The following is a 26522-nucleotide window of genomic DNA, read 5'->3' on the forward strand; positions in this document are numbered from 1 at the left end:
CACCAGACGCATAATTCACCGCTGAAGCAAACGAATCGGGGCGGTGATAGCCCGGCCCTATCCCCGATTGCCATCATCACAGCGGCCGCACAGCCACCCACACTCACATCGACGACTCACCCCCCACCAAGGAGTCATCGATGCGCAAGCCCTTCATGGCCGCGGCACTCGGCCTCACTCTCGCGACGCTCGGTCTGGCACCGGCGGTTCCGGCCTCCGCGGCCTCCGCAACCACCGTCGGCTACACCTCGACCACGGCGACGGACGCCAACGAGGCGTTCTTCCAGGCGGTGTTGGACTCGGTCGCCGAGAAGCGCGCCGCGAACCCGACCGGCACGGCCGCGGTGACGGTCGTCTACGACGCCTCCAGGGCGCCGACCTTCGCCACGCAGATAGCCAACAGCACCCGGATATGGAACAACGCGGTCTCGAACGTCAAGCTCCAGTCCGGCTCCGCGTCCTCGGCCGACTTCTCCTACCGTGAGGGCAACGACTCCAGAGGCTCCTTCGCCTCCACGGACGGCCACGGCAGCGGCTACATCTTCCTCGACTACCGGCAGAACCAGCAGTACGACTCCACCCGCGTCACCGCCCACGAGACCGGCCATGTCCTCGGCCTCCCCGACCACTACACCGGCCCGTGCAGCGAGCTGATGTCCGGTGGCGGCCCCGGCCCGTCCTGCACCAACTCCCAGCCCAACGCGGCCGAACGCTCCCGGGTGAACCAGCTGTGGGCCAACGGCCTCGCCGCGGCCATGGACAAGGCCCTCCACAAGAACTGACCTCCGCAAGAACCGACCGCCACAAGAACCGACCCCACCCCCCACCGGTGCGGCCGCCCTCCTGCACAGGGCGGCCGCACCCATGTGTGCCCGGTGGGCCGCGCCCGGCGTCAGTGCGGTGACGCGATCGCCCGGGCCGCCGCCACCTCCTGGCGCAGGGGTTCCAGGACGCTGCCCGACGGGCCCGTGAGGTCGGTGCGGACGGCGTAGAGGGTCTCCGCCTCCCGTACGCCCTGAGCCAACTCACGGAGTTGCAGGACCACTTGGGAGACCTCGGCCGGTGACGGCTCGGCGGCTCCGTGTTTCACCCGTACCCGTGCCGCCGTGGTGGCGTCGACGATGCGTTCGACCGCTACGACCAGGGGCCACCAGGCGGCCGCGCGGCGGCCCGTCGGGGGTGGTTCGGTCAGCGCGCGCTGGAACTCGGTGCGGATGGCGGAGAGGTCGCGGTACAGGCGGCGGCGCAGGCGGGCGCGGGCCGGGGGGTCCACGGGGGTGGGGCCGAAGGCGGACTCGACGTAGGTCGCGGTGTCCGACACCGCGTCCGCCAGCCGGTCGCCGACCCTGGTGTGCCAGCTCTCCGGCCACAGCAGATAGCCCGCCACCAGGGCGATTCCGCAGCCCATCAGCGAGTCCAGCAGGCGGGGCATCAGCAGGGCCGTGCCCTGGTGGTTCAGGACGTCCGAGAGGAGCAGGATCACCGGGGTGATCGCCGCCGTCTGGTAGCCGTAGCCGCGGGGGGTCAGGGCGGGGATCAGGGGGGCCAGGGCCAGCATGACGGGGACGTCCCACCAGCCTCGTGGCACCTCCGCCAGGACCGCCGCCGCGATCACCAGACCGCCCACCGTGCCCACCGCCCGCAGCAGCGCCCGGGAGAAGACCGAACCGAAGTCCGGCTTGAGGACGAAGGTGATGGTCAGGGCGACCCAGTACGAGCGGGGCACCGAGATGATCGAGACCAGCACCTGGGCCACGCCGATGCACAGCGCCAGCCGCAGGCCGTAGCGCCAGGAGGCCGCCGACAGGGCCACGTTGCGGGCGGCGCTCGCGGCGCGGATGCTGAGCGCCGCCGGGCGGCCGAGGCGGTCGTCGATGCCCCGCGGGTCCACGTCCGGGTCCGCCACCACCTCCGCCGCGTGCCGCAGCGCATGCCCGACCGCGCGGGTCGTCTCGGTCGTCGGGGTGGGCAGGCGCAGCCCTATGGGGCCGGTGTAGCCGGTCTCGATGGCCTGGGCGAGATGCCGTACCGCCGCCGGGATCTCCGGCGCCAGCGGTCGCCCGGTGAGATGGGCCGCCGGTGCCGCCTCCACGACCGGGGTGATCGCGTTCAACTGGGCGAGCAGCCGGGTGAGTTCGGGGCTGCGCCCGTGGTGGCGGGCGCGCCGGGCGAGGACGAGGTCGTACGACTGGTTCAGGGACTGGGTGACGGCGTGCCGGGCCTCGTCGTAGTCCGGGGTGCCGCAGGCCGCCATCAGGTCCGCCACCGTGCGGTACGTGCCCGCCACCGCCGTCCGCTCCGGCACCCCCGACCGCAGCGGCCAGGCCAGCAGCGCCAGGACCAGGACCAGCAGACCCCCGCCGGTCATCAGCAGCGGGGCCAGCCACCAGTCGCCCGGCATCGGCAGGCCCGCGCCCACGACGGAGTTCAGCAGCAGGAGCAGGCCCGAGACCGACGCCACCGCGCCGATCGTCGAGATCATGCCCGAGATCAGGGCCACGCCCGTCACCGCGGCCACCGCCAGCCAGCCGTGGCCGAACACCAGCGAACCCAGCGTCACCCCGACCGCGCCGAACAGCTGCGGGATCGCGATGTTCAGGATCCGCATGCGGTACGCGTCCGCGGTGTCGCCGATGACGCCGGACAGCGCGCCCATGGAGGCGAGGGCGCCGTACGTCGGCTCGCCGGCCGCCAGTCCGACGGTGAGCGGGAGGGTCATCGCGATCGCCGCGCGGGCCACCGCCGCCCAGTTGACGGGCGCCTGTTGGGTCTGGAGGTTCCGGACCAGCCAGTCGGGGGGCGTGAGGCCGATGCGGGACATGGGCCTATTACACGTCATTCCCCGCCGTGCAGGGTGATCTCCACGAGCAGCGCGCGGTGGTCGGTGTCGGCGAGGTCCAGGAAGCGGGCCGTGCTCGCGGAGAAGTCCGGGGACAGCAGGACGTGGTCGATCTGCGCGCCCAGGGTCGGCGAGGTCCGGGCCGGCCAGCTCGGGGCGCGGTCGGCGCCGGCGAGGCGGGCGGCGTCGCGCAGACCGGTGTCGAGGATGCGGCGGAAGGCGGCGTGGTCCTGGGAGGCGTTGAAGTCACCGGCGAGGACGGTGGGTCCGGAGCCCTGTGCGGCGGCGAAGTCCCGGAGCGCGCCCAGTTCGCGGCGCCACACGTCCACCTGGCCGGGCAACGGGGGCATGGGGTGGGCGAGTTGGAGCCGTACGGCGTGTCCGCGTACCTCGGCGACGGCGCCCGGCATGCCCATCGTGCCAGGGACCGGGTCGGCGGCCGTCAGCGGGAACCGGCTGAGGATCACCGACCCCGCGGAACCGCCGCCCGGCACGGTCTGCCGGTGCGGGTAGTCGCCGCCGAGCGTGCGCCGCAGTTCGGCCTCGCAGGTGTACTCACATTCCTGCACGAACACGAGGTCCGGCCTCTCCCGCCGCACGGTGTCGATCAGTGCCCCGGTCGCCTGCCCGAACTCCACGTTGGAGGTGAGCACCCGCAGCGAGGCGAGCACGGGTCCGTCGGGCTGTGTGTTCTTCCCGTACGGCTCGATGAACCAGGCCAGCAGCCCCAGCAGGACGACGCTCCACACGACGCCGGGCCACCAGCGGGAGAGCAGGGAGAGGGCCAGTCCGGCCGCGGTCGGTGCGAGCAGCCAGGGCAGAAAGGCGAGGAACTGGGGGACGGGGGTGATTCCGTCGACGTCGGCGAGCCGGCACCCCATGACGACACTCACGACGATGAACAGCGCTGAGGCGAGCCACATGCCGGGTTTCCGTCTTCCTGGCCGTTCCACGGGGCTGCTCATCGCCCCGACCCTACGACGTCAGGCTCGTGCCCGGGTCGGTTGCACCGCCGGATCCGGGGCGGGTACCGGTGCCGTGGCGGTGCGTCGGCGGCGGGCGCGGGCGGTGAGCCACGTCGTGACGGCCGCGGTGAGGCCGAGGGCGATGAGGAGCCAGGAGACCGTGCGCAGGGTGAGGGTGAGGGCGTCGTAGATGGCGCCGGCGGCGGGGCGGTGCGCGGCGTGCAGGTCGGAGAGGGTCAGCCGGCGGCCGAGCGCCACCGCGAGGCCCAGGAAGGCGCCGCCCAGCGCGGTGCCCAGCGAGGTCGCCGTGACCGCGCGGCGGCGGCAGGCGGCGACCGCGATGCCGGCGGCGGCCAGCACCAGCGCGGTGACGGGCAGCCAGAAACCGGCGACCTCGAACGGCACGTAGGGGTCGGCGAGTTGGTGCCGGAGCCGGGGCAGCTCGACATTCCTGCCGTACGTCGCCCAGGCCGCCAGCACCCCGAACGGCACGAGCAGACAGGCCACGGCGATCAGGACGGCCGACAGGGCGTTGCGGAGGGGTGGGCGCACGCTTCCAGGCAAGGGCCTGCGGCGGACCCCCGCGACCTGACGGAGCCCCCCGTTCCGCTCTCCGGTGGAGGGTTCACCCGAACGGGTGTTTCCTGGTTCTGGGGAGAAGGAGGCCGAATTCATGCGCACCACTCCGGCCCTGCGGACCCTGGCCGCGGTTCTGCTCACAGGCGGCACTCTGGTCGCCGCCTCGTTGGGTACCTCGGCCGCAGCCGCTGCCCCGCCGACCTACGCCGACGGAAATGGTGGCGGACACGGCGGCGGATCCGGCGGTCCGATCTGGGGCACCATCGTCTCCGGTACGGCCCTCAACGTGAGAGTCGCGCCCACCACTCACTCGCCCGTCGTCGACCGGCTCTCACCCTGGAGTCAGGACCGGGTGGACTGCGTGGTCCGGGGCCAGCGCGTCAACGGCAACCCGTACTGGTACTGGCTCGTCGGCGCCCAGGGCTGGGCCAGCGCCGCCTTCGTCGACACCGGCGGACGCGGGGTGCCGAACTGCTCCGATCCGTGCCCGGAATGGAAGGACGGTTCCTGGAGCAACTGGGACGACCCGTATGTGAACGACTCGTGGAGCGCGTCGGGGTCCGGATCCTGGAGCGTCTCCGGCTCGTGGAGCTGGAGCGCGGCCGGGTCCTCGGCGGACGCCTGGGACTGGCTCCCGGGCGGTGGGTGAGAGAGGGAGACGAAGGGGCCCGGCGGCCTGTGGGTGGCTGCCGGGCCCCTTTGCCGTGGTCGCCTTCGCCGCCGTCACCTCGGCAGCGGGTTTCCCTCGCCGTCCTCGTGCGTGTAGTAGCGGTAGAAGAACACCACGAAGACGCCCGCCGTGACCGCCAGCGCCAGGACCGTGGACCGCAGCACGCTCTGGCCGGTCTGGCTGTACAGGAAGCCGATCGCCGCGCCCGCGAACGCGGACTTAGTCAGCGAGTGCAGCTCCCGCTTGAGCAGCGGCGCGAACGTCGCCACCGCGAGGCACAGCACGATGAACGCGAGCGCCGTGACGAAGCCGAACAGGATGTTCCAGCCGGTGATCTCGCCGCCGTCGCGCCGGTTGGCCGCGGCCCAGTAGCCGTAGACCAGACCGAGGACCACGGGGAGCCCGTACCGGACCGCCCTGTGGACCTGCGGGCTGAAGACATCGGGTGTACCGCGGGTCGTACCGGGTGTACCGCGGGTGATTCCGCCGGGCGTGGGTGCCGCATGAGCCATGAGAGCACTCCTCTCTCCTCGCCCCCGGCTTCCAGGGCACACCTGCGCGGGGCCCCTGGCAAGTCGGCGGAGGGACGCATTCTGTGCCCGCCGGGGACTCCGGATGGCGGCCCCCGGCGCCCCGTGTTTCGCTGAACCCCATGAAGGGCGGCGACGAGGTCGGCGGGCACCCCCTGCGCCGGCACGAGCTGCTGCGCGTCCGCGGCCGCAGTGTCGCCTGGGTGCCGCCCCTGTTGATGCTCGTCGGCATCACGCTGATCGACTTCAACACGGCCGGCGAGTTCCAGATGATCACCTGGGTCGTGCTGGTGCCGGGTATCGCCGCCGCGATCTGCGGGGTGTGGGGCACGACGGTCTTCGCCGTGCTGGCGCTCGTGAACTACCTCCTCGCCGACACCTCCTACCCCGACCGGTACCAGAGCGGCGTGGCCGACTTCGTGCTGGTCGGCGTCGGCGGTGCCCTCGCCGTCCTCGCCTGCGCGGTCCGGGTGCGCGGCGAACGCCGGATGCTGCACATGCGGGACATCGCCGACACCACCCGCCGTACCGTCCTGCGCCCCCTCCCGCCGGACTGGGGCGGCCTCGAACACGCCGCGGTCTACCTCGCCTCCGACGTCGAGGCCCGGGTCGGCGGGGACTTCTACGACGTCCAGCAGGGCCCGCACGGCACCCGCGTCCTCGTCGGCGACGTCCAGGGCAAGGGCCTCGCCGCGGTGGAGGCGGCGGCCGCGCTGCTCGGCACGTTCCGCGAGGCCGGGTACCACGAGGCGGACCTCGCCACGGTCGCCGACCGGCTGGAGATCCGGATGCTCCGGCACCGGCAGCACATCAAGGCCCTCGGCCGCCGGGACGGGGACCGGTTCGCCACCGCCGTGCTGCTGGGCTTCCCCGACGAGGACACCGGCGAGGTCGAGGTGATCGTCTTCGGGCACGAGCCCCCGCTGGCGGTCGGCCCCGGGGGCGTACGGCATCTGCCGCCCGGCGAGGGACTCCCGCTCGGCCTCGGCGAACTCGCCGCCGACGGCCCGCCGCCGGTCACGCGGGTGCCCCTGGCCGCCGGCGAGACGCTGCTGCTCACCACGGACGGCGTGACCGAGGCCCGCAACACCGAGGACCTCTTCTACCCGCTCGTCGCCGAGGTCACCGACGCCGTCGCCGCCGACCCGCGCCTCGCCGACCCCCGTCGCCTGGTCGCCTTCGTCCGCGACGGCACGCTCCGGCACTGCGGCGGACGGCTGGCCGACGACACGACGGTGTTCGCGGTACGACGCCCGGCGGGCACCCCGGAGGGAACGGCAGGACCGGAGGGACCGGAAGGACCGGCAGGAAAGGGACGTTCGCAGTCCTGAGGTCCACCTTTGCAGCCGCAGCGGTTACGGTGCTGCCGTACGTGATCGACAGGGGATGGGGAGGGACCGATGCCCGGAACCGTGCTGCTGCTCGCCGCCGCACCGGCGGGCAAGGGGTGTTTGGTCGACGCGGCCTCCGTGCTCCCCGTCCTCGCCGCCGTCCCGCCCGCCGTCCTGTCCGGCACGGAGACGGCCAACGTCGTGGAGCTCGCCGACCCGTTGGAGCCGCAGGCGGTCCTGACCCGGCTGCGTGCCGCCGCGGCGGCGCCCGGCCCGCTCACCGTCTTCGTCACCGGGCAGCTCCAGTTGGACCGCCGCCAGCACCTGCCGCATCTCGCGCTGGCCCGCACCACGCCCGCCACGGTCCGCTACACCGCGTTCCCCTGGCACTGGTTCAGGGACGAGCTGCGGCTGCGCCCGACCGGCGCGACGACCTTCCTCCTCGATCTGCACGCCGATCAGGAGACCTGGGAGTGGCTGCGCGCCAACCCCCTGGACACCGGCCGCAACAACGCGGTCCACGGCCGGATCGCGCCGCCGCCGGCCCGCCGTACGGTGGCGGCGCCCGCGTACATGAAGGCCGTGGCGACGATCCTGCGCAGTGGACACCGGCCGCCGCCGGAGCAGTTGCACCAGCAGGCGATCGGCCGCCTCCCGCAGGAGAGCGTGGGGTATGCGCTGACCGCGCAGGGGCCCGGCGCGGGCGACCCGCACGTGCTGATCTCGGCCGCCGTCGCGGCCCGGCGGCACGGGGACGCCGACTCCATCGCGGGCCACCACGAGCTGACCGCCGTACGCGCGCACGGGCCGGCCTCCGAGGAGGCCCTGCACTGGAGCGAGGTCCGGGCGGATCTGGCGATGTTCGCGGGGGATCCGGCGCGCAGTTGCCGGGCGTGGCTGGCGGTGGCGACCACCCGGCTGGCCGCCGGGCAGGCGCCGGACGCGCCCGCGGTTGAGGCGGCCGTCGACCGGGCCCACCACCAGTGGGGACGGATCGACGACCCGGCGCGGGCCCGCGAACTCGGTCCCGCCCTGGCCGACTTGCGGGCCCGGGTGCCAGGGCGCCGCGAGGGCGCCCTGGACCATGTGCACAAGCACCTCAGCCAGTTGCAGACGCTCTGAGCGGGCCGGGTGAAGTCCACTGCGGTTCGCCCGCGCCCGAAGGGGCGCGGGGAACTGCGCGACCAGCCCACGACGGTGCCGCAGACGAACAACAACCGTCCACCGCACTTCCAGCGGAGCGCTGCGGCTCAGCTGGTGAAGATGAAGTACTTCCACGAGCCGTGCGTCGTCGAGTTCACGGTGTCGCCCGACGAGGAGTTGATGTACGAGGACCGCACGCGCATCCGGTAGCCCGTCTCGTGCTCACCGGTGAGCTCCACCGCGGAGACGCCCGCGGAGGTCATGCCGAAGTACTCCGAGCCGAGGTCGTACCACTTGCCGGCGTAGTAGAACTCGAACTCCATCCGCTGCTTGCGGTTCGGGTACGCCGTCATCGTGGTCGTGAACAGCGGGTTCTTGGTCTTCTTGAAGTAGTAGTAGGTGTGGCCCCACGTGTACTTCGTCTTGTAGTGCCGGCTGACGGCCGTCGAGACCTTCACCTTGGCGCCGACCGTGCTGGACACCGTCCTCGGCGCGTACCGGGCGTCGCCCAGGAACTTCGCCGTGATCTTGGCGTCCCGCTTGAGGTCGAGGGTGACGGACAGGTTGCCGCTGGAGTTGACCGTGCCGGACTTCACCAGCTTGTTGGCCTTGTCCGAGCCGAACGGGTCGGCCCAGATCTCCACCTTGCGGTTCTTGTACGTCGTACCGAGGTGCGCGGTGAACTTCACGTCGGCGCCGTACGAGTAGACCTTGCCGTTGTTGTTCAGCGTCAGGGTCGTCTTGGCGCGGGAGACGTCGACCGTGTCGGAGCCGGTGCCGGAGGCGTGGTCGGCGTCGCCGGCGTACTTCACCGTGTACTTGACCTTGCCGCCGACGGTCGGGGTGTCGGTGAACGAGTACGTGCCGTCGGCCTTGACGGTCACCGGGGCGAGCGCCTTGCCGGAGGTGTTCTCCAGGTCGGTGCGGGTCACGGTCAGCTGGGCGCCCGCCGGGAGGGCGACCTTGGAGGTGACCTTGCCCTTGACGGTGAGCTTCTGGGCGCGGGGCGCGGTCGTCGGGGCGGTGACCGTGACGGCGGTGGCCGCCCTGGTCGGGGCGTCCAGGACCCGCAGCGAGTACACGCCGGAGTAGTTGGACGTCACCGCGAACAGCCGGGAGCCGTCCGGCGCCCAGGCCAGGCCGGCGGCGGCGAGCTCGTCGGCGCCGGTGACGCTGGTGTCGGTGTCCGGGAAGTCGTACTCCCGCACGGAGGTGGTGCCGCCCGGCTTGTAGACGTACACGTCCGGCTCGTACGCCCCGGAGATGCCCGCCGCGACCGCGCCGTCGGGGGCGATCGCCACGGAGTTCGGGTAGGCGTCGCTGGCGTAGGAGCCGTCCGCGGTCAGGTCGGACGTCTTGAACACCTGGTGGTGGTAGGGCGCGCCGCTGGCCACGATGACGTCCTGGCCGTCCGGGGTGACCTGGAGGTCCCCGAGGTTGCTGCCGGCGTCGGTGCTGTACGCGGTGCGCACCGGGGCGCCCGAGGAGACGTCGTAGGAGGCCAGGCCCACCGGGCTCTGTCCGATCGCGCCCGCGATCAGGGTGTTGGAGCCGGGCGCGGCGTCCAGCATCGGGGCGAGGTACCAGAGGTTGCCCTCCTGGGCGAGGGTGACCACGGGCTGCTCGCCGGAGAAGTCGACGGAGCCGATGTTGCCCTCGGCCGCGGCGCCGTAGCCGAACCACAGCTTGCCGCCGGCCACGGCGACGCTCAGCGGGCTGTCGCCGACCGCGTAGCGGGCGGACTCGGTGTCGGTGGCGGTGTCGAAGGCGACGATCGCGTCGGCGTCCCGCACGGCCGCGTAGAGCGTGCCGGAGTCGGCGGAGAGCTCCAGGCCCACCACGCCCGGCAGGCCCGTCAGCTGCTTGACGACGGTACCGGCGTAGTCCGTCACGACGATCTTGCCGTTGGCCGGGTCGCTGACGAAGACCCGCTGGTGGACGCCGTCCACCGCGATGTCGGCGGTCTGCTTCACCGGCAGGGTCCTGGCGGTGTCGGCGGCGGCCGGCGTGGCGGCGAGCGCCGCCGAGCTGAGGAGGACCGCCAGTGCGGTGGCGGTCGTAAGGGTGCGTCTGCGCACGCTGATCTCGAACCCCCCGGAACGAAACGTGAGTGGGAGCCACATCGGCGGCCGGCCCCTTTGTGTGGGGTCTGTGCTCCGCGTGTGGCGAGTGAGCGAAGAGTAAGTCATGGCACTGACAACGTCGGCACAGGGGTCCCGTCCGTATGGTCCGAACCCTCCCCTGTTCCCAACCCCGGTGACATGATGGTGAGTTATGGCTGAGGGGGATGGAGTGGCCGACCAAGGCATCCGGATACGGCTGGACGGGACCGCGAGCGAGAGCGACATCGACGCGCTGCGCAAGTGGCTGGAGCGGGAGCAGCGCCTCGACGAACGGGTGCGCGCCGGGGAGCTCCAGATCCTGGAGCGGCCGCGGACCGACGAGACCGGTGCCCCGATGGGAATCGGCATGGACATCGTGGTGGCGATGGCCGGGGGCGCCGGGGCCGCGCTCTGCAAGGAGCTGCTGGAGTACGTCAAACGCTCCGTGGAGGAGTGGCGGGACGTCCGCCGGGGCGTGGAGAACGGCGATCCACCCACCGGCCGCGTCGACATCGTGGACCTCCACGACGACAGGTAGGCCGGTGACCCGCTTCGACCCGCGCCGACGGGTGAACCGGGCGCTGCTGGTGGGTGTGTCCGAGTACGAGTTCACCGAGCCGCCGCACGGCGTGCCCGGTGACCTGCCGGCCGTCAAGCACGACCTGAACCGGATGCGGGACGCGCTGGCGCGCGGCCGGGTGTTCGACGAGCACGCCATCACCGTCTCCCGCTCGCCGTCCCAGGACGAGTTCAACCGGGCCCTGCACACCGCCGCGGGCGAGGCCGAGGGTCTGCTGCTGCTGTACTTCGCCGGGCACGGCGCGATCCCGAGCGCGGGCGACGAGCTGTTCCTCCAGATGCACAACGCGCGCGTGGTGCCGGGCCGGCACGCGGTGTTCCCGGGCGCGGAGATGTTCACCACCGTGCTGACGGTCCTCGCGGGCAGCCCCGCCGAGCGGGTGGTGGTGATCCTCGACTGCTGCTTCGCCGGCAACGCGGCCTGGCTGTGGGAGCGGTTCGAGGCCAAGCGCCGGGTGCTGCTGCTGATGAGCGTGCAGGCCAACCATCGCGTCGACGCGGGCGACCCGGGCACCCCCACGCCGTTCACCGGCGAGCTGGTCCAACTGCTGGACGAGGGCGGCGAGCTGGGGTTCCGGGAGCTGTCGGACGCGTTACGGGCCCGGATGGCGGCCGGCGCCCACGAGACCGTGCGGGGCGACCCGTGGGAGCCGCAGAGCAGAGCCGAGCCGGACGAGGACGTACTGCTGTCGGCGCCCGGCGCGAAACCGCCCGAGCCGCCGCCACCGCCCCCGCCGCCCGAGCCGCCCTGGCATCCCCTGGCCGCGTTCGCCGCGCTCCTCGGCGCCTGGACGGACGCCCTCACCGCCCGGTTCCGCCGCTCCCGGGTGCCGGGCCTGCTGCGGGCGATGGGCCCCACCCGGCTCACCGCGCTGCTCGCCGTCGCCGCGGTGGGCCTCGGCACCTACGGCATCGTCGCCCTCACCGCCGGCTCCGAGCCCTGCGCCCCGCCCCTGGAACTGCGCGTCCTGACCGACCCCGACCTCGCTTCGACGGTCACCGCGGCGGCCGACGCGTATCTCACCTCGGCGGCCAACACCACCGGCGACGGCTGCCGGCGCAGCGGGATCACCGTCTACAGCGCGGGCTCCGCCGACACGGTCGCCGCGCTCGGCGAGGACTCGGTGGCCTGGCAGGAGCCGCGCGACGAGGAGTCCAACCCGCAGCGGGACGTCGGCCCGCAGCCGGACGTGTGGATCCCCGCCTCCCCCGCCGACGCGGCCCGGGTCGCCGAACTCCAGGACACCGACGCCGTGGCCGAACTCGAGCCGGACGACGAGCCCTTCGCGCACTCGCCGGTCGTCCTCGCGGTACCGGAGCAGATCGCCGCGAAGTCCCTCGGGGACCGGGTCGGGCTGCCGCTGTCCCGGATGATCACCCATCTGCGGGTGCGGGACGAGACGGCCGCGGTACGCCGTCCCGACCCGGAGTTCGCCGACGCCGCCCTGCTCGCCACGGTCGGCCTGTACGACACCGCCGACGCGGACGCGGCCCGCGCCGAGCAGCAGGTCGCCCAGCCCGGACCGCCCGCCCCGACCGCCGCCGACCTGCTGTGCGCGCTGCCCGACGACGACGCCGTGGACAACCGCACCGCCGCCCTCGTACCGGAGTTCCTGCTCAGCAGCGGCGTCGGCTGCGAGCGCACCACCCGCACCCCGCGCACGGCCCAGTACCCGAGCGATGTGCCCGGGGTGCAGCCCGTCTTCGTCCGGGTGCGCTGGCAGGGTGCCGACCGCGACGAGTCCGCGCGCGACCGGGCCGCCGGGGACTTCCGGGAGTGGCTGACCGGGGAACAGGGACGGGCGGTGTTCGCCGGGGACGGCTTCCGCTCGACGGACGGGGAACTCCGGCGGCCGCTCGCCACCGGGGTGCTGGCCGATCCGGAACCGCTCGACGAGTCCGTGGGCCGCGACCGGATGACCGATGCCCTGGAGCGGTACCGCGCCGCGCACGGCCCCGGCCGGGTCCTCTACCTCCTCGACAGCTCCGGCTCGATGGCCGGCCTGTGGAAGGGCCCGAGCGGCGGCCCGGGTCTGCTGAAGCAGTCGCTGGACGGGCTCGGCGGCAAGGACGAGTACGGGGTGTGGGGAGTCTCGGGGACCTCCGGCGAGCGCCCCTACGAGACCGTGCTCCCGCTCGGTCCGCACACCCGCAAGGAGGCCGAACGCGCCGTCGACACCCGGGCCCGCGTCCGCAACGCCCAGGCCGACCCGCACGCCGCGCTGCTCGCCGCGCTCGACGAGATGGCGGACCGCGGCACCGCCGACGACCGGCCCCAGCTCATCGTCCACCTCACCGACGGCGAGGACGACGACCGGCTGACCGGCGGCGACCTGGACGACGTCCTCACCCGCGCCCGCGCCGCGAAGGTGCCGGTCGCCACCGTCTCCCTGAAGAGCGGCGGCTGCGACCCCGACACACCGGCGGCCCGTGTCTCCGCCGCGAGCGGCGGCCGCTGCCTGGACGCCGACGACGACCTCGGAGCGGCCCTGACCGACGAGGTCGCCCGCACGGGCACGGGGGAGGGCTGATGAGTCCCCGGTACGGCGTCCCGGACCCGCCCGTGCATCGGCTCCCCGGCACCCCGCGGCTGCTCCTCGCCGCCCTCCTCCTGGTCACCGCCTGCACCGGCGGCTCCGGTTCGCCCGCCGCGCCCTCGCCCGATGTGGCCGGGGACATCGTGGTCGCCGGGGGGCGGGACGTGACCGGGCAGAACGGCATCCGGCAGCAGCTCATCGACGACTGGAACGAGCGGGAGGCGAAGAAGAACTCCGGTTACCGGGCCCGTCTCGTGGAACTCCCCGGCAGCGCCGACGAGCAGCGCAGTCAACTGCTCGGCGCCCTCCAGTCCGGCAGCGCGGTCTACGACGTCGTCAACCTCGATGTGACGTGGGTGCCGGAGTTCGCCGCCGCGGGGCTGATCCGGCCGCTACCCGGGAGCGTGCTCGACGCCGACGACCACATCGAGTCCGTGGCGGAGACGGCCCGTTGGGACGGCGAGGTGTACTCGGTGCCGTTCAACAGCGACGTGGGGCTCCTCTACTACCGCCGCGACCTGCTGAAGGCGGCCGGTGTCCAGCAGACGGACCTGAGCGCCGGGCTCGACCAGGGGCAGCTGGAGGACCTGATCGAGGAGATCGACGAGCACCCGGCCCAGGGCGCCTACGAGAAGGGCTGGACCACCCAGCTCGCCCCCTACGAGGGCCGCACGGTCAACGCGGTCGAGGCCTTCGCCTCGGCGACGGAGGGCTTCCACTTCACCGGCGCCGACGGCCACTACGACGCCGACCTGGCCCAGTTGACGGCAGGCGTCGCCGAACTCCGCCGCCGCACCGAGTCCCCGTACACCCTCCAGGACGCCGTGCACTCCGACGAGGCCGCCTCCCTGGGCGACTTCGCCGACGGCCGCACCGCGTTCCTGCGCCACTGGCCGTACGCCTACCGCACCCTCCACCAGTCCTTCTCCGAGGAGCAGCTGGGCGTCGCCCCGCTGCCCGGCCGGGCGGTGCTCGGCGGCCAGAACCTCGCGGTGACCCAGGGCTCGCAACGGGCGGCGAAGGCGACCGAGCTGATCAGGTACCTCACCGGCGAGGAGAGCGAACGCTGTCTGCTGGACGCGGGGTTCGCGGCGACCCGGGTCTCCGCCTACACCACCGACAGCGTGCGGTGCCCGCTCCCGCCCACGGCCCCCTCGGCCTCCCCCACGGGCGAGCGCGCCGACCCCATCCCCCGGGACCGGGCGGGCCGCCCGCGCTACGCCCGCGGCATCCTGCTCCCGGCCCTGCGGGAGGCGGTCCAGCGCCCGCGCACCCCGCTCTACGGCGCCTTCACCCAGACCTTCACGGCACAGCTGGGCCCGCTGCTGGGCGACAGTCCGCCGGGGGACGCGGAGTTGGCGGCCTCCTTGGACGCGGCGCTCAGGAAGGCGTTGCCGGACTGAGGGCGCTATCGGACCAGGTGGACGAGCGCCGCCGACACCAGCGTCCGCACCCCGGGTCCGACCACCGACAGATCCGGCGCGAAGTGCGGGCTGTGGTTGCTCGGCAGCGCGTCGAGCCGCGCGAGCAGGTCGTCGCCGCCCGGCGCCGCGTCCCAGGTCGCCGCGGGCGTGGTCGTCACGAACCAGAAGCTGTACGGCTGTCCGTCCGCGGCCAGCCGGGAGAAGTCCTCGCTGCCCATCGCCGGGCCCGGGTCGATGACCGTGCCCTCGCCGAACACCTCGCGGTGCACCTCGGCGACCCGGCGGTCGGTCTCCGCGTCGTTCACGGTCACCGGGAACGACCCGCCCACCGTCACCTCCGGCTCGCGCGGGCACCCGGCGGCCAGGCACTCGCCCTCGGCGATCCGGCGGATCGCGGCGACCATCCGGTCCCGTACCGCCTCGGACCGGGTGCGCAGGTTCAGGGAGATCCGGGCCGTGGAGGGGATGATGTTGGCCGCCGTGCCCGCCTCGATCCGCCCGACGGTCAGCACGGCCGACTCGCGCGGCGCGACCTCCCGGCTGACGACGGTCTGCAACCGGGTGACCAGATACGCGGCCGTCACCACCGGGTCGACGGTCGTCTCCGGCCGCGACCCGTGCCCGCCGCGCCCGTGCACGACGATGTCGACGTCGGTCGTCGCCGACAGGATCAGCCCCGGCACATGCGGATACAGGCCCACCGGCCCCGGCGCCGCGTGCTGCCCGAGCAGCACGTCGGGGCGCGGCACCCGCTCGTACAGCCCGTCCGCGACCATCGCCTCGGCCCCGCTGCCGGTCTCCTCGGCGGGCTGCCCGACCACCACCAGCGTCCCGGACCAGGTCTCCCGCCCGGCGGCGAGCGCGGCGGCCGCCCCGGCCAGCCAGGTCACATGCAGATCGTGCCCGCAGGCGTGCATCACACCGGCCGTCTCCGAGGCGTACGGCAGTCCGGTCAGCTCCTGGACCGGCAGTGCGTCCATGTCGGCGCGGAGCAGGACGACGGGCCCCTCCCCGTTGCGCAGCACGCCCGTGACCCCGGTCCCGCCGATGCCCTCGGCGGTGTCGTACCCCGCCTTCCTCAGGTGCTCGGCGAACCGCGCGGCCGTGCGGTGTTCGCGGCCGGAGAGTTCGGGGTGGCGGTGCAGGTCGCGGTAGAGGTCCTCCAGGTCCGGGACCGGGAGGTCGGCGGTGAGGTCCAGCGCGGTACGTGCGGCGGCAGAGGTCACGGACGGCAGCGTATGCCGCCGGCGACTCCTACCACCCCATGTTCCGGGCCACTTCGGCCTGCGCGGCGGCGATCTCCTCGGCGGTCGCGCTCATGAAGTCCTTCTCGGTGTCGGACTCCAGCCGGGCGAGCAGATCGGCGAGGGCCTGCTTCTGCGCGGGATGGGTGATCGGCACCGCGTTCAGATCGACCTCGGTCAGCCAGTCGAACAGCACCAGGGCGTCCGCCTCCCACAGCGGCACCGTCACATGGGGGACGTCGAAGGGGAGGGGCTTGCCGGATTCCATGGGGCGCATGGTGCATGGAAGCGGCCGCCGACGCAAAGGGGGGAGTGAGCGTCGGCGGCCGCGGTACGGGGGCCGTGCGTCAGAACGCGGGGATGGCGGCCTTGGCCCGGCTGTCGGCGTCCCGGGCCTTGTTGACGTTGCTGATGAAGTTCTTGCCGATCTGGAAGTTGGCGTTGCCCCAGTCGCCGTTCAGCTTGCCCTGGAGGGAGCTGTTCAGGCCGGCGAAGTTGACCAGCGCGGGCGTGTCCCAGGTGCCGTTGCCCCAGGCCACCGGCTTCTCGCCCCACTTGGCGAAGCGGAAGGCGTGGGTGCTCGGGCCGTCCTTGTGGTAGACGATCTCGACGTGGTTGCCGTCCATCGGCACCTCGTTGATCGGGTGGGTGCTGTAGCCGCCGTGCCGGGAGGCGGCCAGATAGCGCGGCTTCTCCTCGCCCTGCTTCTGGAAGACCACCACGGACTCCCAGTCGTGGCGGTGCCCGCACTCGGTGATGCTGGTGGGGTCGCACTGGTCCTTCTCGAAGTACAGCGTGTACGCGTAGGCGCACCAGCCGTTCTTGCACAGGGACTGCGCGTACGTGTTGGCCTTGCCGAGGTGGTTCGTGCGGCATCCGCCGGTGAGCGAGCCGGACGGGTTGAGACCGCCGTTGACGTTGCCGTTCGCGTCGACGGCCGCAGCCGGGAAGCAGCTGTCCGAGTCGTAGTCGAAGCGCGGCATGTACTTGTTCTGGAACGTGCTGCCGGTCCACGGCAGCGGGTTCAGAACACCGGCGCTCGCGCTGCCGGCCAGGCTGACGGCCAGGGCGGTGGCGCCGAGCGCGACGGCGGCGGTCTTGCCCAGACGGGCGAGCTTGCGGTTTCTCAGGGCGTGGGCCATGTGCTGTTCTCCAGTGACCGGGGTCTGCTCCGCGGGAAGGGGGTGTGGCGCACCGGGAGTCGGTGGGCCACACCGACATTCACAGCCGCGGAGTTGTTCGTCAGCTCCCTGCGATCAGGGAAATCAATCCCTGGATCGGCCCCTCGTTCCGTCGGAGCGAGCAATTTCACGAACCCCTGGCGCAGTCATTTGTCAGGACGTTACGTTGACGTCACTTACGGCCCGTACCAAGTTGCACGAAAGCCACCAGTGGGACAGATGGGGGGCGCCCCGTGGGCCGACCCGAAAGACCCGTGGACCCCGAGGCCGGTCCCGTGCAGCGGCTCGCCCATGGGCTCCGTGAGCTCCGCCGGACCGCCGGCAACCCCTCGTACCGCGCGATGGCGCAGACGGCCGGGTTCGCTCCGACAACGCTGTCACTGGCGGCGGCCGGGGCCCGGCTGCCCTCCCTCGACGTCCTGCGCGGATACGTCCGGGCCTGCGACGGCGACCCCGGCGAGTGGGAGACCCGCTGGAAGGAGGCCGAGGCACAGCTGTCCGGGGCGGTGCGCGAGGAAGCCCCGGATGTGCCGCCGCCGTACCGGGGCCTGGCCCGCTTCGAACCCGACGACCACCACCTCTTCTTCGGCCGCGACCGGATGGCCGAGGAGCTCAACCGGCTGGTGTGCGACCACCGGTTCGCGGTCCTCTTCGGAGCCTCCGGCAGCGGCAAGTCCTCACTGCTGCGGGCCGGCCTGATCCCCCGGCTGCGCGACGAGATCGCCCGCAGCCGGCACCCCGCGGTGCTACGCGTGCTCACCCCGGGCGAACGGCCCGCCGAGCGCTACGGCCATCTGCTCACCCCCGCCGCGGACGAGCCGGTGAGCTGGGTGGTCGTCGACCAGTTCGAGGAGGCCTTCACCCTCTGTCGGGACAGCGCCGAACGGACCCGCTTCATCGACCTGCTCCTCGCCGCCCGGGACCCCGGCAGCCGACTCAAGGTCCTGGTCACCGTACGGGCCGACTTCTACGCCCGCTGCTCCGAGCACCGGGGTCTGGCCGACGCCCTGAACGGGGCCGGGCTGCTGCTCGGTCCGATGACCGCGGACGAGCTGCGCGAGGCGGTGATCAAACCGGCGCAGGCGTCCGGGCACCTGGTGGAGCGGGAGCTGACCGCGCGGATCGTCGAGGAGGTCCTCGACCAGCCCGGCAGTCTGCCGATGCTCTCGCACGCCCTGCTGGAGACCTGGCGAAGACGCAAGGGCCGACTGCTCACCCTGGGCGCGTACGAGGCGGCCGGCGGGGTGCGCGGCGCGATCGCGGCGACCGCCGAGGAGGTCTACGGGCGACTGGACCCGGGGATGCGGGCCGTCGCCCGCCGGCTGCTGCTGCGGATGGTCGAGCCCGGCCAGGGCACCCCCGACACCCGCCGCCCCCTCACCCGCGCCGAACTCGACGAATGGGCCGACCCGGCCGTGCCGGAGGTACTGGACCGGCTGACCCGCGCCCGGCTGCTCACCGCCGACGAGGACGGCGTCGAATTCGCCCACGAGGCACTCATCACCTGCTGGCCCCGCCTGCACCGCTGGATCGAGGAGGACCGCGAGCGGCTGCGCCACCACCGCCACCTCACCGAGGCGGCCCGCGCCTGGCTGGAGCACGACCGCGACCCCGGCGACCTGTACCGGGGCGGCCGGCTGCAACGGGCCGAGGAGTGCTTCCCCGGTTTCGCGGCCGACCGGGGCCTGACCGTCGCGGAGCGCTCCTTCCTCGTCGCCGCCGTCGAGGCCCGCGAGAGCGAACGCCGGGCCGCCGCCCGCTCCAGCCGCCGCTCCCGCACCCTGCTGGCCGGCCTCTCGGCGGTGCTGGTGGTGGCGCTGGCCGCCGCCCTGTCCGCCTGGCATCTGCACACCGACAACCAGGACCGCCGTACCGCCGACGCGGCCCGCCGGATCGCGGACGTCGCCGAAGCCCTGCGCACCACCGACCCGCGCCTGGCGCAGCGGCTCGGGGTCGCCGCCTGGCGCGTCGACCAGCTCCCCGAGACCCGCCGCGCCCTGCTCGGCTCGCTCGCCCAGCCCGAACGGGACACCTTCACCGACCCGGCCCCCGGCGAGACCCCCGCCCGTTTCCTCGCCGACTCCGGCCGCACCCTGGTCAGCGTCGAGGGCCGGACCTGGCGCCGCTGGGACGTGGCCGGCCACCGCCGGGTCGCCGAGGGCCGGCTGCCCGCCGCCGACCTGGTGGCGGCGGCGAGCCCGGACGGACGGGTGCTCGCGCTGTCGTCGGGCGACGGCACCCGGCTGTGGGACACGGCGACCGGCCGCTGGACCGGCGACGCACGGCATCCGGAGACGGTCGACGCCACGGTGGATCTCACCGACGCGGACTATCTGGTGAGCGGCGCGGGCCGGGTGCGGCTGCGGTCCCTCACGGACGGCCGCCCGCTCCTCGACCTCCGCTCCGGCGGGGCGATGGCGGACACGGCCCGGGGCACGGGCGCCGACGCGCTGACCGTCGTCTGTCCCTCGGCCTCGGCGGCACCCCAGGTGTGGGACGTACGCGCCGGACACGCCCTGCCCGGCGACTGGCGCGAGGCGACGGACGTCTGCGCCGACGACCTGGCCCTGCCGGTGCTCGGCTCCGGACGGCTGGCCCTGGTCACCGGGAGCGGGGTACGGGTGTGGGACCTGCGGTCGGGTAAGCAGCTGGCCGACCTGACCGCGCGCGGAGTCCAGTACGCGGCGTTCAGCGAGGACGGGAACTTCCTGGCGACCGCCGACGGCACCGAGATCCAGGTCTGGCGGCTGTCCGCCCCCGGCGCCCCGGTCTTCCGCCACGCCCTCAACAACCAGCACCTGTACCGGGGCCTGTACTGGGACCCCCACCACCCCGTCCTGCGGTACCTGGAGGGCGGCACGGTCCACACCCTGGACGTGGCCCCGGCGGTGACCTCCGACTGGAGCGCGCGGGCCCGGGACGGCGTCCTGCTCAGCCCCGACGGCCGCACCCTGGCCACGGCCGAACGCGTCGGCGCGAGCTACCGCTTCCGGCTGTACGACACGGCCGACGGCAAGGTCGTACGCACGCTGCCGGCACCCCCGTTCCCCGTCTCCCGTGATCCGAAGCGGCCGGTGACACCGTCGTACACGATGCCGCTGATGGCGTTCGGCCCGGGCGGCCGCACGCTCGCCTACGGTGTCTCGGCGCCCGGGTACGAGGCTGCGCCGCAGCGGACCTCGCTGTGGGACGTGCGCGCGGGGCGGGTGCGGGCGGCGGTGGATCTGGCGGCGGGGGACTCGGCCGAGGCGGTGATCGGGCTGGCGGTGGATGCGGACGGCCGGACGCTGTACGCCGCCCGCTCGTCCTTCTCCGGTGACCTGCGCGACGAGGTGTGGGACACCGGCCGCGGTCGCCGGGTGTCCGTCGTGACCGGCCTGACCAGCAGCCATCTGGCGGTCCGGCCCGACGGGCGGCTCCTGGTCGGCGACAACCGCGTGGCCCGGGTGCCCGGCGGCTCGGTGCAGGGGCGCAACCTCGTCCAGGGCGACCAGATCGGCGCCCTCGCCTTCGGCGCCGACGGCTCCTCGCTGGCGGTCGGCGACCAGACCGGGCGGGTCGCGCTCTGGGACGGGGACGTACGGCACCGGGCCGGCGTCCTGCGCAACGTCTTCCCTGCCCCCCGGGACGACACCCCCGAGGCGGTCACCGCGCTCGCGGTCAGTCCCGACGGCCGCACGCTGGCGGTCGCCGGCCAGGCGGGCAGCCTCCAGCTGTGGGACGTGACCACCCAGCAGCCGCTCGGCGGCCCCCTGACCACCCCGGGCGAGCGGATCGACTCGCTCGCCTTCGACGCCGACGGCACGACCCTGTACGCCGGGAGCGCGCACGTGCCGCTCCAGCGGTATGTCGTCGACCCCGGGACGGCGGCCCGCGAGGTGTGCGCGCGGGTCGGGGGCGGGCTGAGCCGGGCGCAGTGGCGCACCCGCATCCCGGACGTGCCCTACCGGGAGGTCTGCGGGCGGGACTGACGGGGCCGGATGGAACCTTTGCCGGGAGACGGCCGTTGCTCAGGTGAGATCACTCAGACGAGTACCGAGGTGACGGCAATGGCACTGTTCGACCGGCTCAAGGACCAGGCCAAGAGCCTCCAGCAGCAGGCGCAGGGCGCCCGCGGCGGTTCGCACGGCAGCTCCCCGGCGGGCTCGCACACCGGCTCACCCGGCGCCTCACGCGGTGGTGGCTCGCGCACCCAGCTCGTCGGCCTGGTGAAGTCGCAGCTGGGCTCGCTCAAGGCCGAGCTGAAGAGCGGTGCGTACCGGGACGCCAGCATGGCGATGTGCGCGCTGGTCGCGGCGGCGGACGGGCATGTGGACCCCTCCGAGATGCAGCAGATGGAGTCGCTGATCCTCAGCAACGACGTGCTCCAGAACTTCCCGCCGGAGCAGCTGCGCACGCGTTTCCACAAGCATGTGGACCAGCTCACGCGGAACTTCCCGCAGGGCAAGGCGGAGGCGATGCAGGACATCGCCAAGGCCGCGAAGAAGCCCACCGAGGCGCGGGCCGTGATCCAGACCGGCATCGTCATCGCCGGCGCCGACGGCCACTTCTCCCAGGCGGAGGCGGACGTCCTGCGCGAGGCCTGCGGGGTCCTGGGCGTGTCCCCCGCCGAGTTCCAGCTCTGACGGCTCCGACGGTTCTGACAGAGGAAGCGGCCGCCGACGCACAGGTGGAGTGCGTCGACGGCCGCGGCGCGGGTACGTGACAGCACGCTCGTCCGAGTGAACGGTTTCAGGTCTGTCCGAACTGACTGGTCAAGTCGTCGAGGGACGTCATGACCGGGCCCTGCGCAACTACACCGGCATCCCCGTCCACCTCCTGATCGACCGTGAAGAGGCCGAGGTGACGGTCTTCGCCGAGCCGTCGGGCGACGCGTACGGCCAGGCGCACAGGCACAAGCTCGGTCTCGTCGTGCCGCTCCCCGCGCCGCTCGGGTTCGAGCTCGACACGGCCGAGTTCTGATCGGCCCCAGGGTCCGGCCCTAGCCTCGCCGGACCTGCTCGACCCGGGTCACCTGGTCGGTCCGTTGGCCGTCCGCCCGTGCCGGGTTCGCGTTGGCCGCCAGTACCAGGGTCGCCACGGCGACGATCGCGGCGACGACTCCCCTCGCGTAACGCTCGGTGGTGCTGGTGCGTTCGAGCACGAAGACCTCCACCTACGCTCTATTAAGCATGCTTAATACGCCGTTTAACCTAGGGCCCGGGGGAGCCGAACGGCAAGAGGCACAGGGGGAGTTGGCCCATGGTCGAGCGTGACGATCCGGTGGTGATCGGGCGAAGAGTCCAGCAGTTGCGGGTCGAACGCGGGCTCACCCAGCGGCAGGTGGCCGAACCGGCCTACACGGCGGCCTACATCTCCACGCTGGAGGCGGGCCGCGTCCGCCCCTCCGACCAGGCGCTGCGACATCTCGCCGAGCGGCTCGGCGTCGGGTTCGAGGAGCTCGCCACCGGCCGGCCCGCCCGGCTCGTCGCCGATCTGCGGCTGCGGCTCGTCGAGGCCCAGCGCACCCTCGCCACCGGGGCCGCCGAGGAGGCGGCGCACGGCTACGGCCTGCTGCTCGCCGAGGCGGACACCCTGCGGCTCACCGAGGTGCGGGCCGCCGCCCTGCTCGGACTCGGCGAGTGCGCCGTGGAGACCGGTGAACTCGTCGCGGGACGCGAGTACTTCGAGCGCGCCGAACACCTCCTCGCCGACGCTCCCCTGCCCGCCCGGGTCCCCGCCCTGCGCGGCCGCGCCCTCGCCCACTACCTCGCCGGTGAACTCCGCTACGCCGTCTACCTCCTGGAGTCCACCCTCGACGAGCTCAACCGCGGCGGACTGCACGACCCCGACGCCCTGCTCCTGCTCTACGCCAGCATCATCGGCCCCTACATGGACATGGGCGCCCACGCCCGGGCCGCCCAGGCCGCCGAGTTCGCCCTCGCCCTCGCCCCGCAGGCCGGGGACCCCGCCCTGGTGGCCCGGATGCACCGGTCCGTCGCCCGCACCCTCATCGCCGAGGGCCGGGTCGCCGAGGCCGACGCCTCGCTCGCCAAGGCCGCCGAGCTGTACCGCCAGCTCCAACTGCGCACCGAACTCGCCAACTGCCACTGGATGCGCGGGTACGTGTACGCGCAGAACAACGAACTGGAGCGCGCCGAGGACGAACTGCGCCACGCCCTCACCATGCTCTCCGCCTCCCGCGCCGCCCTCTACAGCAGCCAGGCCGCCGTCGAACTCGCCGACGTACTGCACCGGCGCGGCAAGTCCGAGGAGGCCGCCGAGCTGTTGCGGGGCGTGCTCGGGGACCTGTCCTCCGAGCGCGGCGCCGTCCACTCCGCCGCCGCCCACCGGCTGCTCGGCATCATCGCCGAGGACGCCCGGGACCCGGAGTCCGCCGAGGAGCACTACGTGCGCGCGCTGAGCCTGCTGGAGCGGGCGGGGGCCGCCGGCGACCTGGCCGACCTGTGCCGGCTGCTGGGGGACCTGCTGCGCCGCGAGGGCCGGGTGGAGGCGGCCCTCGACGCCTACCGGACGGGCCTCGGACACCGTACGGCGCCGGGCACCACCACGCTCGGGCCCGCACCCGCACAGCCTCCTCTATGACCGTCCCGGGGCTGCGCACAGGTCCCACCGGTTAGCCTGCGCGGGAAGCAAGAGGGCGACCGAACGGGACAGCCGGTGGAGAACCAGAGGACGGTGGCCGACGGGCTGCGGCTCGCCGTGCGCGCGCTCGTGTACGCCGTCCTCGGCGGCGCCGCGCTGCTCGCCATCGCGACCGTCGCCTCCGTGCTCGGCCCCACTCTCGCCCTGGACCTCTACACCCCGCCGGTCGCCGCCTGGTGGACCGTCTTCACCGCGATCACCGTCCAGGGGGTGCCCTTCCTGCTGCTCGGGACCGTCGTCTCGGCGGCCATCGGCGCGTTCGTCCCGGAGAAGGTCTTCACCCGGCTGCTGCCCCGCAACCAGGCCCTCGCCGTACCGGTCGCCGGGGCCGCCGGAGTCGTCCTGCCCGGCTGCGAGTGCGCCTCCGTCCCGGTCGCCGGCAGCCTGATGCGACGCGGGGTGGCCCCGGCCGCCGCCCTCGCCTTCCTCCTCTCCGCGCCCGCGATCAACCCGGTCGTGCTCGTCGCCACGTCGATCGCCTTCCCCGCCCAGCCGGAGATGGTGCTCGGCCGGCTCGTCGCCTCGCTGGCCACGGCCGTGGTGATGGGCTGGCTGTGGGCGCGGTTCGGGAAGGAGGAGTGGCTGCGGCTGCCCCAGCGGCACGCCCCCGAGGCCCGGGGGATCAAGGCCTTCGGCGCCGGGCTCCAGCACGACTTCCTGCACGCGGGCGGGTTCCTCGTCCTCGGCGCGGCCGCCGCCGCGACCTTCAACATCGCCGTACCCCGCTCGGTGCTGGACCTCTTCACCGGCTCCGCCTGGCTGTCGGTGCTGCTGCTCGCCGTCCTCGCGGTCGTGCTGTGCGTGTGCAGCGAGGCCGACGCGTTCGTCGCCGCCTCGCTCAGCGGTTTCTCGCCGACCGCCCGGCTCGCGTTCATGGTGGTGGGCCCGATGGTCGACCTGAAGCTGATCGCCCTCCAGGCGGGCACCTTCGGACGGGCCTTCGCGGTGCGGTTCTCCGCCGTCACCTGGGTGGTGGCCGTGGCGAGCAGCGCGCTCGTGGGGTGGTGGCTGCTGTGAGGCGCTACGGCCCGGCCCTGCTGCTGGTGCTCGTCGGGGCGGCGATCCTGCGGATCTCGGCCTTCAGCCAGCTCTATCTGCGGTACGTGCAGACGGGGCTCAGGCCGTACCTGATCGTCTCCGGAGCGGCCCTGGTGCTGCTGGGGACCGCCATGGCCGTCGTACGACACTCGGCGGACGACGACCACGACGACGACCATGACGACGACGGCGATCACCACGACCACGCCCACCACGGCCCCCGGATCGCCTGGCTTCTCACCCTCCCCGCCCTCGCCCTGCTGCTCTTTCCGCCGCCCGCCCTCGGCTCCTACAGCGCCGAGCGGGAGGCGGCCCAGCGGGCGGCCCAGGGCGTCGGGGCCTTCCCGGCGCTGCCCGCCGGGGAGCCGCTCGAGATCGGCGTGGGGGAGTTCTCCTCGCGGGCGATCTACGACAGCGGGCGGTCGCTGACGGGCCGTACCGTCCGGCTGACCGGATTTGTGACCCACGGCGACGACGGGGCCTGGTACGTCACCCGGCTCCTCGTCTCCTGCTGTGCCGCCGACGCCACCACCAGCAAGGTCGAGGTCCGCGACGCCGACGCACCGCCCGTCGACACCTGGGTCGCCGTCACCGGTGTCTGGCACCCCCAGGGCGAGCTGGGCACGGACGCGGCCTGGCCGCCGGTGCTGGACGCCGCGACGGTCAAGCAGGTGACAGCGCCCTCGGACCCGTACGAGAAACGGTGAAGGGGCCACGGGGGAGCGGGCGGCGGGCGTTTCGCGCGGCGGGCCAGGGGTAGTCGGGGGTGCGCACCCGAGCGGGCGCGCACCACGCGTCGCGACCGCTGCTCCGGGCGGAGCCGCCACGGAAGCACACGGATGACGACCGGCCGCGCTGATCGAAGGAGGCGGTGGCCGTGCGGCCCAGGGACGACCGTTACGGCGCCTCGGGCGACGAGCCCGGCCGCCGGGAGTCCTCGGAGGGCGACCCCGTACGGCCGCCCGGTCCGGACCCGGCGCAGGAGCGCCGGCGGGACCGGGAGCACGCCACCGACGTGATCGCCGCGGGGATACGGGACGCGGCTCCGGCGGAGCTGCCCGGCCGACTGTGCGGCGTGGCCGTCGAGCTGCTGCCGGTGACCGGCGCGAGCGTGACGCTGCGCAGCAACGGCATGCCCGTCCAGCTGAGCTCGACCGACGACCAGGCCGCCCGCCTCGCGGAGGTCCAGGCCACCCTCGGCGACGGGCCCTGTCTGCACGCCGCCCGGCTCGGCGCCCCCGTGCTCGCCGCCGACCTCACGGCGGGCCGGGACGCGCTGCGCTGGCCGGTGTTCGCGCAGGAGGCGACGGCCGCCGGGGTGAGGGCGGTGTACTCGATCCCGCTGGGCCAGGACTCCGTGTGCGTGGGCACCCTCGACCTCTACCGCGCCACCCCCGGCGAGCTCAGCGACCGCGATCTGCGCACCGCGCGGCTGGTGGCGGACGTGCTGACGGTGGCCCTGATGGCGCTGCCGCGCGGCGAGGACGACGGACCCGGCGGGGACGAGCCCTGGCTGAGCGGTCTGGCCACCGACTACGACGAGGTCTACCAGGCCATCGGCATGATCATGGCGCAGCTCGGGGCGGACGCGGACGTGGCCCTGGCCCGGCTGCGCGCCCACGCCTTCGCCCACGACCGCACCGCCGTGGAGGTGGCGCGCGAGGTGCTCGCCCGCCGGACGAGGTTCGACCAGGACTGACCACCGCCGCCCGGGA

The 26522-nt window shown here is 73.5% G+C and carries 22 protein-coding genes; 13 read left to right on the forward strand and 9 right to left on the reverse strand.

Annotated elements, in window-relative coordinates; genetic code table 11:
• Positions 1–140: 140 nt before the first annotated feature.
• Positions 141–782: a snapalysin gene (gene snpA, locus ABKA17_RS15495; RefSeq protein WP_353692614.1), complete on the forward strand. Its 642-nt coding sequence runs from the start codon at positions 141–143 to the stop codon at positions 780–782.
• A gap of 110 nt (positions 783–892) precedes the next feature.
• Here the strand turns inward: snpA and ABKA17_RS15500 are convergent, their stop codons facing one another.
• The 3 genes from ABKA17_RS15500 to ABKA17_RS15510 are packed head-to-tail and all read right to left on the reverse strand — an operon-like array spanning position 893 to position 4356.
• Positions 893–2821 carry an FUSC family protein gene (locus ABKA17_RS15500; protein ID WP_353692615.1) on the reverse strand — a complete coding sequence of 643 codons (1929 nt, stop codon included), beginning with the start codon at positions 2819–2821 and terminating at the stop codon, positions 893–895.
• A gap of 14 nt (positions 2822–2835) precedes the next feature.
• Positions 2836–3804: an endonuclease/exonuclease/phosphatase family protein gene (locus tag ABKA17_RS15505; protein WP_353692616.1), complete on the reverse strand. Its 969-nt coding sequence runs from the start codon at positions 3802–3804 to the stop codon at positions 2836–2838.
• An 18-nt stretch (positions 3805–3822) separates the two neighbouring features.
• Positions 3823–4356: a hypothetical protein gene (locus ABKA17_RS15510; RefSeq protein WP_353692617.1), complete on the reverse strand. Its 534-nt coding sequence runs from the start codon at positions 4354–4356 to the stop codon at positions 3823–3825.
• Between the two features lie 121 nt (positions 4357–4477).
• On the opposite strand from ABKA17_RS15510, the gene ABKA17_RS15515 reads away from it, so the two are divergent.
• Positions 4478–5032: an SH3 domain-containing protein gene (locus ABKA17_RS15515; protein ID WP_353692618.1), complete on the forward strand. Its 555-nt coding sequence runs from the start codon at positions 4478–4480 to the stop codon at positions 5030–5032.
• 74 nt (positions 5033–5106) lie between these two features.
• Here ABKA17_RS15515 and ABKA17_RS15520 read toward each other — a convergent pair whose 3' ends face one another.
• Positions 5107–5565, reverse strand: coding sequence for a hypothetical protein (locus ABKA17_RS15520; protein ID WP_353692619.1), 459 nt, complete (start codon positions 5563–5565; stop codon positions 5107–5109).
• A 140-nt stretch (positions 5566–5705) separates the two neighbouring features.
• Here ABKA17_RS15520 and ABKA17_RS15525 point away from each other — a divergent pair, with 140 nt between their 5' ends.
• Positions 5706–6914 (forward strand): PP2C family protein-serine/threonine phosphatase, encoded by a 1209-nt coding sequence (locus tag ABKA17_RS15525; RefSeq protein WP_353692620.1) that lies wholly within the window; start codon positions 5706–5708, stop codon positions 6912–6914.
• A gap of 69 nt (positions 6915–6983) precedes the next feature.
• Positions 6984–8036 (forward strand): serine/threonine-protein kinase, encoded by a 1053-nt coding sequence (locus ABKA17_RS15530; RefSeq protein ID WP_353692621.1) that lies wholly within the window; start codon positions 6984–6986, stop codon positions 8034–8036.
• 128 nt (positions 8037–8164) lie between these two features.
• Here ABKA17_RS15530 and ABKA17_RS15535 read toward each other — a convergent pair whose 3' ends face one another.
• Positions 8165–10135 carry an Ig-like domain repeat protein gene (locus tag ABKA17_RS15535; RefSeq protein WP_353692622.1) on the reverse strand — a complete coding sequence of 657 codons (1971 nt, stop codon included), beginning with the start codon at positions 10133–10135 and terminating at the stop codon, positions 8165–8167.
• A 214-nt stretch (positions 10136–10349) separates the two neighbouring features.
• Here ABKA17_RS15535 and ABKA17_RS15540 point away from each other — a divergent pair, with 214 nt between their 5' ends.
• The 3 genes from ABKA17_RS15540 to ABKA17_RS15550 are packed head-to-tail and all read left to right on the forward strand — an operon-like array spanning position 10350 to position 14678.
• On the forward strand, positions 10350–10697 hold the full coding sequence (locus tag ABKA17_RS15540) for an effector-associated constant component EACC1 (protein ID WP_353692623.1): 348 nt from the start codon (positions 10350–10352) through the stop codon (positions 10695–10697).
• 4 nt (positions 10698–10701) lie between these two features.
• The gene (locus ABKA17_RS15545; RefSeq protein WP_353692624.1) at positions 10702–13269 is read left to right on the forward strand and encodes a caspase family protein; all 2568 of its coding nucleotides are present in this window, start codon (positions 10702–10704) and stop codon (positions 13267–13269) included.
• A complete protein-coding gene (locus tag ABKA17_RS15550; RefSeq protein WP_353692625.1) occupies positions 13269–14678 on the forward strand; it encodes an extracellular solute-binding protein in 1410 nt (469 codons plus the stop codon). Before ABKA17_RS15545 ends, ABKA17_RS15550 begins: the two co-directional genes overlap by 1 nt.
• Positions 14679–14683: 5 nt before the next feature.
• Here the strand turns inward: ABKA17_RS15550 and ABKA17_RS15555 are convergent, their stop codons facing one another.
• The 3 genes from ABKA17_RS15555 to ABKA17_RS15565 form a co-directional block, all read right to left on the reverse strand.
• Positions 14684–15925, reverse strand: coding sequence for an amidohydrolase (locus tag ABKA17_RS15555; protein ID WP_353692626.1), 1242 nt, complete (start codon positions 15923–15925; stop codon positions 14684–14686).
• A 28-nt stretch (positions 15926–15953) separates the two neighbouring features.
• Positions 15954–16211: a hypothetical protein gene (locus ABKA17_RS15560; RefSeq protein WP_353692627.1), complete on the reverse strand. Its 258-nt coding sequence runs from the start codon at positions 16209–16211 to the stop codon at positions 15954–15956.
• 79 nt (positions 16212–16290) lie between these two features.
• Positions 16291–17085, reverse strand: coding sequence for an NPP1 family protein (locus tag ABKA17_RS15565; RefSeq protein WP_353692628.1), 795 nt, complete (start codon positions 17083–17085; stop codon positions 16291–16293).
• A gap of 272 nt (positions 17086–17357) precedes the next feature.
• On the opposite strand from ABKA17_RS15565, the gene ABKA17_RS15570 reads away from it, so the two are divergent.
• Together ABKA17_RS15570 and ABKA17_RS15575 are read left to right on the forward strand one after the other, a co-directional pair.
• Positions 17358–21095 (forward strand): nSTAND1 domain-containing NTPase, encoded by a 3738-nt coding sequence (locus ABKA17_RS15570; protein ID WP_353692629.1) that lies wholly within the window; start codon positions 17358–17360, stop codon positions 21093–21095.
• 78 nt (positions 21096–21173) lie between these two features.
• A complete protein-coding gene (locus ABKA17_RS15575) occupies positions 21174–21749 on the forward strand; it encodes a tellurite resistance TerB family protein (RefSeq protein ID WP_353692630.1) in 576 nt (191 codons plus the stop codon).
• A gap of 356 nt (positions 21750–22105) precedes the next feature.
• Here the strand turns inward: ABKA17_RS15575 and ABKA17_RS15580 are convergent, their stop codons facing one another.
• A complete protein-coding gene (locus ABKA17_RS15580; protein ID WP_353692631.1) occupies positions 22106–22267 on the reverse strand; it encodes a hypothetical protein in 162 nt (53 codons plus the stop codon).
• A 98-nt stretch (positions 22268–22365) separates the two neighbouring features.
• Here ABKA17_RS15580 and ABKA17_RS15585 point away from each other — a divergent pair, with 98 nt between their 5' ends.
• From ABKA17_RS15585 to ABKA17_RS15600, 4 genes are all read left to right on the forward strand, one after another.
• Positions 22366–23709: a helix-turn-helix domain-containing protein gene (locus tag ABKA17_RS15585; RefSeq protein ID WP_353692632.1), complete on the forward strand. Its 1344-nt coding sequence runs from the start codon at positions 22366–22368 to the stop codon at positions 23707–23709.
• Positions 23710–23784: 75 nt separating this feature from the next.
• Complete coding sequence (locus ABKA17_RS15590; RefSeq protein WP_353692633.1) at positions 23785–24786, forward strand: permease; 1002 nt, start codon at positions 23785–23787, stop codon at positions 24784–24786.
• A complete protein-coding gene (locus ABKA17_RS15595; RefSeq protein WP_353693001.1) occupies positions 24783–25514 on the forward strand; it encodes a TIGR03943 family putative permease subunit in 732 nt (243 codons plus the stop codon). Before ABKA17_RS15590 ends, ABKA17_RS15595 begins: the two co-directional genes overlap by 4 nt.
• Before the next feature lie 164 nt (positions 25515–25678).
• Complete coding sequence (locus ABKA17_RS15600; RefSeq protein ID WP_502994240.1) at positions 25679–26506, forward strand: GAF and ANTAR domain-containing protein; 828 nt, start codon at positions 25679–25681, stop codon at positions 26504–26506.
• The last annotated feature ends 16 nt before the right edge of the window (positions 26507–26522 follow it).

The organism is Streptomyces sp. RG80, assembly GCF_040446465.1.
Lineage (GTDB): Bacteria > Actinomycetota > Actinomycetes > Streptomycetales > Streptomycetaceae > Streptomyces.

What these genes read in the sequence shown, in the direction of transcription:
- snpA (WP_353692614.1), top strand. Translation starts at nt 141, where the DNA reads ATGCGCAAGCCCTTCATGGCCGCGGCACTCGGCCTCACTCTCGCGACG.
- ABKA17_RS15500 (WP_353692615.1), bottom strand. Translation starts at nt 2,821, where the DNA reads ATGTCCCGCATCGGCCTCACGCCCCCCGACTGGCTGGTCCGGAACCTC.
- ABKA17_RS15505 (WP_353692616.1), bottom strand. Translation starts at nt 3,804, where the DNA reads ATGAGCAGCCCCGTGGAACGGCCAGGAAGACGGAAACCCGGCATGTGG.
- ABKA17_RS15515 (WP_353692618.1), top strand. Translation starts at nt 4,478, where the DNA reads ATGCGCACCACTCCGGCCCTGCGGACCCTGGCCGCGGTTCTGCTCACA.
- ABKA17_RS15520 (WP_353692619.1), bottom strand. Translation starts at nt 5,565, where the DNA reads ATGGCTCATGCGGCACCCACGCCCGGCGGAATCACCCGCGGTACACCC.
- ABKA17_RS15525 (WP_353692620.1), top strand. Translation starts at nt 5,706, where the DNA reads ATGAAGGGCGGCGACGAGGTCGGCGGGCACCCCCTGCGCCGGCACGAG.
- ABKA17_RS15530 (WP_353692621.1), top strand. Translation starts at nt 6,984, where the DNA reads ATGCCCGGAACCGTGCTGCTGCTCGCCGCCGCACCGGCGGGCAAGGGG.
- ABKA17_RS15550 (WP_353692625.1), top strand. Translation starts at nt 13,269, where the DNA reads ATGAGTCCCCGGTACGGCGTCCCGGACCCGCCCGTGCATCGGCTCCCC.
- ABKA17_RS15560 (WP_353692627.1), bottom strand. Translation starts at nt 16,211, where the DNA reads ATGGAATCCGGCAAGCCCCTCCCCTTCGACGTCCCCCATGTGACGGTG.
- ABKA17_RS15565 (WP_353692628.1), bottom strand. Translation starts at nt 17,085, where the DNA reads ATGGCCCACGCCCTGAGAAACCGCAAGCTCGCCCGTCTGGGCAAGACC.
- ABKA17_RS15575 (WP_353692630.1), top strand. Translation starts at nt 21,174, where the DNA reads ATGGCACTGTTCGACCGGCTCAAGGACCAGGCCAAGAGCCTCCAGCAG.
- ABKA17_RS15585 (WP_353692632.1), top strand. Translation starts at nt 22,366, where the DNA reads ATGGTCGAGCGTGACGATCCGGTGGTGATCGGGCGAAGAGTCCAGCAG.